Annotated in this window: 9 protein-coding genes; 6 read left to right on the top strand and 3 right to left on the bottom strand. The window is 70.2% G+C overall.

Going from position 1 to position 8,099, the window contains the following annotated elements; genetic code table 11:
- The 4 genes from OOT08_RS17225 to OOT08_RS17210 form a co-directional block, all read left to right on the top strand.
- Positions 1 to 500, top strand: a 500-nt coding sequence (locus OOT08_RS17225; RefSeq protein WP_325094081.1) for an ABC transporter permease, incomplete at its 5' end; no start/stop codon positions are given.
- A complete protein-coding gene (locus OOT08_RS17220; RefSeq protein WP_325094080.1) occupies positions 497 to 1,453 on the top strand; it encodes an ABC transporter permease in 957 nt (318 codons plus the stop codon). The genes OOT08_RS17225 and OOT08_RS17220, both read left to right, overlap by 4 nt.
- Positions 1,450 to 3,111, top strand: coding sequence for an ABC transporter ATP-binding protein (locus OOT08_RS17215; RefSeq protein WP_325094079.1), 1,662 nt, complete (start codon positions 1,450 to 1,452; stop codon positions 3,109 to 3,111). Before OOT08_RS17220 ends, OOT08_RS17215 begins: the two co-directional genes overlap by 4 nt.
- Positions 3,112 to 3,294: 183 nt before the next feature.
- Positions 3,295 to 4,224 (top strand): acetamidase/formamidase family protein, encoded by a 930-nt coding sequence (locus OOT08_RS17210; protein WP_325094078.1) that lies wholly within the window; start codon positions 3,295 to 3,297, stop codon positions 4,222 to 4,224.
- A 27-nt stretch (positions 4,225 to 4,251) separates the two neighbouring features.
- Here OOT08_RS17210 and OOT08_RS17205 read toward each other — a convergent pair whose 3' ends face one another.
- From OOT08_RS17205 to OOT08_RS17195, 3 genes are all read right to left on the bottom strand, one after another.
- Complete coding sequence (locus OOT08_RS17205) at positions 4,252 to 5,283, bottom strand: hypothetical protein (RefSeq protein ID WP_325094077.1); 1,032 nt, start codon at positions 5,281 to 5,283, stop codon at positions 4,252 to 4,254.
- A gap of 328 nt (positions 5,284 to 5,611) precedes the next feature.
- Entirely contained in the window at positions 5,612 to 5,773 is a 162-nt protein-coding gene (locus OOT08_RS17200) for a hypothetical protein (RefSeq protein ID WP_325094076.1), read from the bottom strand.
- Complete coding sequence (locus tag OOT08_RS17195) at positions 5,770 to 6,210, bottom strand: hypothetical protein (RefSeq protein ID WP_325094075.1); 441 nt, start codon at positions 6,208 to 6,210, stop codon at positions 5,770 to 5,772. The genes OOT08_RS17200 and OOT08_RS17195 overlap by 4 nt, the downstream gene beginning before the upstream one ends.
- Positions 6,211 to 6,503: 293 nt before the next feature.
- On the opposite strand from OOT08_RS17195, the gene OOT08_RS17190 reads away from it, so the two are divergent.
- The gene (locus OOT08_RS17190) at positions 6,504 to 7,019 is read left to right on the top strand and encodes a small multi-drug export protein (RefSeq protein ID WP_325094074.1); all 516 of its coding nucleotides are present in this window, start codon (positions 6,504 to 6,506) and stop codon (positions 7,017 to 7,019) included.
- A gap of 73 nt (positions 7,020 to 7,092) precedes the next feature.
- A partial coding sequence (locus OOT08_RS17185) for a DEAD/DEAH box helicase (protein ID WP_325094073.1) occupies positions 7,093 to 8,099 on the top strand: 1,007 nt, incomplete at its 3' end.

The raw sequence follows: 8,099 nt of genomic DNA, 5'->3' as shown, positions 1-8,099 counted from the left end.
CGGTCGCCCTGCGGATGCTCCCCGTCGCGGGATACGTGAATATCTTCGCCGACCCCGCGGAGGGCTTTCGCTACCTCATCCTCCCGGCCATCTCGCTCGGGACGGTCCAGGCCGCGTTCCTCACCCGCACCACGCGAGCCGCGGTGCTCGACGTCCTGGGCGCCGACTATATCGACGCGGCACGCTCCCGGGGCGTCAGCGAGCGACGGCTCCTGTTCCGGCACTCCCTCCGGAATGCGGGTCTCCCCATCCTCACCGTAATCGGACTCAGCTTCGGTGGGCTGGTGACCGGAGCCGTCGTGACCGAGACGATCTTCAATATCCCGGGGATCGGCTCTCTCCTGGTCAACTCCATCACCCGCCGGGACTACGCCGTGATCCAGGGCGTCGTCCTGTTCACCACCCTCGTGTACCTCACCGTCAACCTCGTCATCGATCTGCTGTACGGCCTCGTTGATCCCCGAGTGCGACTGACCGCTTCGAAGGGAGCTACCCGATGACCCCGCAACCGGTCCCCAGCACCGAACTCCTGAGCATCGCCCCCGCTCCGAGCACCGGGCTGCGCGCCCGTATCCTGTCAAACCGCCCGCTCCTGTTCGGCGGAGTGATCGTGCTCCTCGTGTTCGCGTGCGCCTTCCTCATCCCGCCCCTCGCCGGGCTCGACCCCTACGCCGTTGACTCCGCAAAGCGGCTCCAGCCCGCATCCGCGGCGCACCTCTTCGGCACCGACACCTTCGGGCGCGACCTGCTCGCCCGGATCCTCGTGGGGGCGTCGACCTCTCTCATCGTGGGCACGAGCGTGGCGATCCTGAGCTCTCTGCTCGGCACCGTGATCGGCGTGCTCTCCAGCTTCTTCCCCCGGCTTGACATGATCCTGATGCGGGTGTGCGACGGGCTGATGTCGATCCCCGCGATGCTCCTGGCGGTGGCCCTGGCCGCCTCGCTCGGGCCGAGCGTGCCGAACCTGATCATCGCGCTGACGATCGTGTTCACCCCGAACGTGGCCCGGCTCGTGCGGTCCAAGGCAATGTCGGTCAAGTCCGAGGTCTTCGTGGAGGCCAGCCTGGCCCAGGGGGCCGCGCCCCTGCACATTATGTGGCGCCATATCCTGCCCAACACGCTGTCCGTCCTCGCGGTGCAGTCCACGTTCATCTTCGCGGACTCGATCATCACGGAGGCCGCGTTGAGCTTCCTGGGCGCGGGGGTCCCCACCCCAGCCCCCAGCTGGGGCAACATCCTGTACGACGGCAAGGCCGTGATTTTGCAGGCCCCGCACATGGTGGTGCTGGGCAGCGTGACGCTGATCATCACCGTCATCGGGCTCAACCTGCTCGGCGACGGACTCCGCGACCTCGTCGACCGCCGCAGCACCTCGGCCAGCCCCGGAGGCGCGATCGCGCGACTCTTCGGCACCGCGAAGTCCACCACCCGGAAGAACGGAGCCTCCTCGTGAGCATTCCCCTGCGCATCGATGACCTCAGCGTCGACATCACCGGCCGGGCCGGCCACGTCCGACCGGTCGACGGGATCTCGCTCGAGGTCCACGACCGAGAGATCCTCGCGGTGGTCGGCGAGTCCGGATCCGGGAAGACGATTACCGCCCGGGCAATCCTCGGGCTCTTCCCGGCCGGGGCCAGCGCGACCGGGGCGATCCTGCTCAACGGCAGCGACGTCCTCACGGTGACCGCGAAGGAGCTCCGGGCCCTGCGCGGCAGCGACGCGGCCATGGTTTTCCAGGAGCCCTCGACCGCGCTGAACCCGGTGTACCCGATCGGCTGGCAGGTCGAGGAGGGCCTCCGCGCGCACGGCATGACCGATCGTGCCAAGCGGCGCGCCACGGCCATCGAGATGCTCCGTGCGGTGGGCATTCCCGAGCCGGAGCGTCGGATCGACTCGTATCCGCACCAGTTCTCCGGAGGCCAAAAACAGCGCATCGTCATTGCGATGGCGCTGGCGTTGGAGCCACGGGTGATTATCGCTGATGAGCCGACGACGGCGCTCGACGTCACCGTGCAGGCAGAGATTCTTGATCTGCTCCGGCGCTGCCGAGATGAGCTCGGGGCGTCAATCGTCCTCATCACCCACAACATGGGCGTCGTTGCGGACCTCGCGGATCGAGTCGCGGTCATGTACCGCGGGCAGATCGTCGAGGATGCCCCGGTTCGCGAGCTCTTCGAATCACCGAAGGACCCGTACACTCAGCGTCTCCTCAGCGCGGTTCCGAAGCTCGGCTCCGGACGGATTCGGCCGAAGACCGTGGCGGAGGCCACCGAAACGACCGGCGCCGCTGCGGCGGAGCCGATCCTGCAGGCGACGGACCTTGAGGTTTCGTATCCGGGCCAGTTCCGCAAGAGCGCCTTCGTCGCCGTCCGCGGAGTGAACATCACGATTCGCCCGGGCGAAGTGTACGGGCTGGTCGGGGAATCCGGCTCGGGCAAGAGCACCATCGGGAAGGCCCTCGCGGGGATCACCACGGTCACGGGCGGGTCGCTGCGGCTCCTCGGCACGAACGTCACCTCCCTGAAGCCTCGGGAGATGCGTGCCCTGCGGAAGCGGGTCGGCTTCGTGTTCCAGGACCCAGCGGCGTCATTCAACGCGTTCTTCTCGGTGTTTCAGTGCATTGCGGAACCGGCCATCATCCACCGCACCTTCAGCAGCCGGGCGGCGCTGCGCGACCGGGTCTTCGAGCTGCTCGACGCGGTCGAGCTGCCGCGAGCCATGGCCGAGCGGGCCCCGCACGAGCTCTCGGGCGGACAGCGGCAACGGGTCGGGCTCGCCCGCGCGTTGATCCTCAATCCCGAGTTCGTGATCGCCGACGAGCCGACGAGCGCGCTCGACGTGTCTGTCCAGGCCCGGGTGCTGGAGCTCTTTTCCTCCCTACAACAGGAGTTCGGTTTCGCATCGCTGTTCATCACGCACGACCTCGCGGTCGTGGAACAGTTGGCCGACACCGTCGGGGTGCTCCGCGCCGGGAAGCTCGTGGAGCAGGGCGACACCGCGCAGGTCCTGTTGGCACCCCAGCACGAGTACACCCAACGGCTCGTCGAGGCGGTGCCGATCCCAGACCCGGCCGAGCAGGCGGCGCGCCGGGCGCTCCGCGTCCGGGGGTGATCCCGGGGCCCGGGCGCTCACTATAGTTGAGAGCGTCTGGGCGCCCGGGCCGATTCCTGGCCCGGCTGCGCAGCTCCGCACCGGGCCCGCCCCAGCGGAGCACCCGGTCAGGGGCCCGCTCGCGGCCCACGCTCCGGGAGCACCCACGGCTCCCGGGGATCACCCGCTGTAAAGGAGTTTCTGGTGAGTTTTTTCATCGGCAAGGATCAGGCACATTCCGGTTTTTCCGCGGAGGACGAGCCCGCCCTCAGGATCGACCCGGGCACCGGGGAGCACATTCGCTTTGAGACCTCGGACTGCTCGTACGCGGAGTCCGCGGAGAAGGACTCGACCGACAACCTGACCTCGCTCATGAACCCGATCACCGGCCCCGTGTTTGTCACCGGGGCCGAGCCCGGCGACACGCTCGTCGTCGACATCGTCGACATCGAACTGGGCGACTTCGGCTGGTCCGGCTACTTCCGGGGCTCCGGGGCCCTCGCCGGGGTGATGGGCGACGAGCCCTACATGCGCAAAATCCCGATCGTGGACGGCCAGGTGCACCTCACCGACACGATCTCGGTGCCCGCGCGCCCGATGGTTGGCTGCTTCGGCACGGCCCCCGCCAGCGGCCGCAATTCCTCGACCGCGCCCGTCTACGCCGAGGGCGGCAACCTCGACCTCACGTACGCGACGATCGGCACCCGACTGTACCTCCCGGTCCGCGTCGCGGGTGCCTACCTGGGCCTCGGCGACATCCACGCCGTGATGGCCGAGGGCGAGGCCTCCGATGTCGCCGTCGAGGCCGCCGGGACCATCACGGCCACCGTGTCCCTGCGCAAAGACCTCGCCGTCACCGGGCCGATCCTGGAGACCGCGGACGAGATGATCTTCGTCGGCCTCGGCGACTCCCTGCAGGACTCGCTCACCAACGGCTACGAGCGCGCCTTCCGCTTCCTGGTCGAGGAGCACGGCTTTAGCCGCGGCGACGCCTTCACCGTGATGAGCGCGATGGTGAACTCCGCGCTCGGCGGCCCCGCCGGTTCCGCCGAGTCCCCCGCGGGCTCCCCGGTTGCCGCGGGCGCGATCACGACCCACCACGTGCCGAAGCGCATCCTGCCGACGCGGGCCTGACCCGGCCCGGGCCTGAGCCGCTGTGCGCTACCTCGCCGTGGCGCGACGCGACCGCAGCGCCGCTCCCCCGGCGAGGAGCCCGAGCGCCCCGAGCAGCCACGCCGCGGTCCTCGGTGCCCCGGTCTCAGCGAGGACCGGGGCGTCAGCGTGCCAGGGGGCGGGCGACGCCCCGGGCCCGGGAGGGTCCGGGGCCGTCGGAGCCGCTTCGCTGGGAAGCACCGCTGGCGGCTCCGTGGTCTCCTCCGCCGGGATCACCGGCACCGTGAGTTCCGCGGCCCCCGTCACCGGATAGTCCAGGAAGGGCTCACGGAGGCGAAACCCGCGCGGCAGGACGAGCGTGCCCTCCCGGATGACGGCCCCGAGCGGCAGCTGCTGATAGACCTGCATGCCCTCGACCGTGTCCCCGTGCCGGAACCACACGACGATCTCCACAAGCTCCGCGGGCTCCGCGATCACCTCGATATCGATCGTGACGGCAGCCGTCACGACGTGCGGGAGCATCGGGTGTGCCTGCACATAGCCCGCGGGCACCGTGAGGTCCTCGTCATGGATGACGAACAGCTCTGGGAGCTGCGCGAGGACCTCGCGGCCGACCTCGCGGCCGTCGAGGAGATAGCGCACGGTGATGTCGAAAGCGGGGTGCGGCGTATCCGTTTCCACCAGCTCAATCGTGATCATCTCGTTTCGAAACACGGTGTAGTCCGTAAAGGGCTGCGCCAGCCGAAAGCCCTCGGGCAGTTCCAGGTGCTGCTGACCGATCAGTGACCCGGCAGGCAGATCCGAGAACTGCTGCGTCCCCAGGAAGACGTCGTCCTGCATATACACGATGTCCAGGACGAAGCGGTCCTCCCGGACCGAGGGCTCGGCTGGAACCTCCGCGGGGGCAGGCCCCGGGGCGTTCGCGCTGTCCGGCCCGGGCAAAGCATCCGGCTCCGTCGCCACGGCCGACCCGGCATCAGCATCAGCATCGGCATCAGCCGTGGTGCCGGCCTCGGGAACCGTTTCGTCCGCGGTGCCCGATTCAGCGGGGAACGTCCCGCCCGCCTGTTCTCCGGACACCGTTTGTTCTCCGGACCCCGATTGCTCTCCGGACACCGCCTGGGCGGCGGACGGGGACAGGACGGCGCTGAGCAAAACAGCGCTGAGCAGCGCGGCGCGGAGACCCAGCGCCCCGAGCGTCGCGAAGACGCGCGACCGCGGTCGAACTCCGGCTCGGGCCCTTCGCCCGCGGCGATCCGTGTCCAGCAGTGCCAACATCAGCCCTCCCCCGAGTGCGCGGTGTCCCGCCCGTGTCTCGACCCTAGTTTGCCGGGGGACGCAGAGCAATCGTTTCGCGAAACAGGCTGTGCCGTGCGTGTGGGGAGGGACCTGCCGCCGCGCGTCGGGCCTAGCGGAACAGGTAGGTCGAGGCGCAGCCGGCGAAGAGCACGACGAAGGCCGCGAAGATCCCGAGCGTCACCCAGGAGTTGGCGGGCAGGGTCTCTGGCTCGGGATTCGCCTCGGCGTCCGGGTCCGCGGCCTCGACCGGCTCGCGCTCCGGGGCCGTCACGCGGGGACCACGATTCGGGCGATATCGGCGACCATCGCCATGAGCAGCACGACGAAGACGAAAGCGATAAACCAGGTATACATCCACTTGCCGCGGTGATCGCTCGCCCAGAAGCGGCGCACGCTCACCACGCCGTTCACCCCGGCCACCAGGCACAGCGCGATGCCGAGGGGCGCCGCGAGGACCCCGGCGAAGCCCACGATGGGCACCAGGATCGGGATGGCCAGGTAGGTGATCAGGCAGCGCACGCCGGACACGATAAGCGCGACGCGGAAGTTGCGGTGCGCGTCCCGGTCGAGGAACGGCGTTCGCGTCACCTCGGTGACGCGGAGCAGTCGGCGCATGAACCGGTCCGGGGCGGACCGGTGTTCGGCCCCGGCTTCTGTCTCGGCTTCGGCGGCTCCGACTCGGGGCGATACCCGGCTCGTGATCGTCATAGACCTTCCTGACCCAATTCTGTTCGGCGCGGGATCGCGCCTTCCGTCCCCGGCAATGATCCTAGCAAGGTTTTCTGGCTTCATCGGATGAAGTTCCCGGCATCGCTACCTCGTCCCCGGGGCCGAGAGCCGGGGACGTGACCTGCGCGGGTGTGACATTCGTCATGCGGTTTCGATCACGCAGTCACGCCCGCTCGTGACCGGCCGACACTGCCGCGTCCGGCGAGCCCCCGGCAGAGTGGAGGAAGCCGGGCGGAACGCCCGTTCCCCCGTTTCTTCTCCGAAAGGCCCCCATGCTCCCCAACATCCAGGAGTTTCTCGCCACGCTGCAGGACTTCACGAGTTCCCTGCCCGACGTGCTCCAGTGGCTCGGGGTCTTCCTGATCGCGGCGATCCCCTTCGTGGAGTCCTATTTCGGCTCCGCCATCGGGGTGCTCGCCGGGGTACCGCCGGTCATCGCGGTGGCCGCCGCCGTCATCGGCAACCTGCTCTCGATGCTCATCTTCGTGCTCACCGCCCACGGGGTGCGCACGAGGGCCACGCAGGGCCGGGAGGCCAAGCCGTTGACCCCGCGCCGCGCCAAGCTCAAGGAGCGCTTCGACCGCTACGGGGTGCCCGGGGTCAGCCTGCTCGGCCAGCTCTTCCTGCCGAGCCAGATCACCTCCGCCGCGATGGTGTCCTTCGGTGCATCGAAAAACCAGGTGATCTTCTGGCAGGTCATCTCCATCATCCTGTGGGGCGTGCTCTTCGGCGTGCTCGCCACCCTCGGGATCAGCGCGCTCGGCTTCGAGGCCGCGCCCCAGGGGTAGCGGCCGCGCCCCGGCCAGCGTCTCGGCCCCGCGTCCCCCGGCGCGGGGCCGAGGCCGTCCCTAAGATGGAGGGGTGACCGCTCATCGCTTCGACCTGACCGCGATCGGGGCCGGGCTCCCGGTCGCCGCCGCGCGCACCGAGCTGACGGCGGCCATCGCGACCGGGGCCGCCGTCATCACCGCGCCGCCCGGGACGGGCAAGACCACCTTCGTCCCGCCGCTCGTGGCCAATCTGCTCGCGGCGTCGGGCGGGGCCGGTCGGGTGCTGCTCAGCCAGCCCCGCCGGGTCGCGGTCCGGGCCGCCGCCCGCCGCCTCGCCGCGCTCGACGGCAGCGCGCTGGGCGGCCCCGTGGGTTTCACGGTCCGCGGCGAGCGCCAGGTGGGCCCCCACACGCGCGTGGAGGCGCTCACCCCGGGCGTGCTGCTGCGCCGCCTGCTCGCCGACCCCGAGCTGGACGGGGTCGGCGCGCTCATCCTGGACGAGGTCCACGAGCGCTCCGTGGACGGGGATCTCCTCCTCGCCCTGCTCGCCGAGGTGCGGCAGCTCCGGGAAGACCTCGTCGTGATCGCGATGTCCGCGACGCTCGACGCCGCCGGGACCGCGGAGCTGTTGGCCGCCCCGGTCGTGCACGTGCCCTCACCCCTGCACCCCCTCGGGATCGCGCACGCCCCGGGCGCGCACCCCCGGCTGGATGAGCGCGGCGTCACCCGCGAGTTCCTGCGCCACCTCGCCCAGCTCGCGGTGGCCGAGCAGCGCACCGCCGGCGCCGATGCGCTCGTCTTCGTGCCCGGCGCGTGGGAGGTGGATCGGGTCGTCCAGGAGGCCCGCGACATCCTGGGGGCCGGAGCGGCAGGCCCGGAGGTGCTCCCCCTGCACGGCCGGCTCTCGCCCGCGGAGCAGGACCGAGCGGTCTCCGGCGCGGCCCCCGGTGGCCCCGCCCGGATCGTCGTGAGCACCGCGCTCGCGGAGAGCTCGCTGACGGTGCCCGGGGTGCGGCTCGTCATCGACGCGGGCCTCACCCGCGAGGTGCGCCGGGATCGCGGTCGCGACATGACCGGGCTCATCACCGTGAGCGCCTC

The sequence above is a fragment of the Leucobacter sp. M11 genome (assembly GCF_035726885.1).
Taxonomy (GTDB): domain Bacteria; phylum Actinomycetota; class Actinomycetes; order Actinomycetales; family Microbacteriaceae; genus JAPFRB01.
The sequence above is the reverse complement of the archived record's forward strand: the minus strand, read 5'-3'. Positions and strand labels throughout refer to the sequence as shown.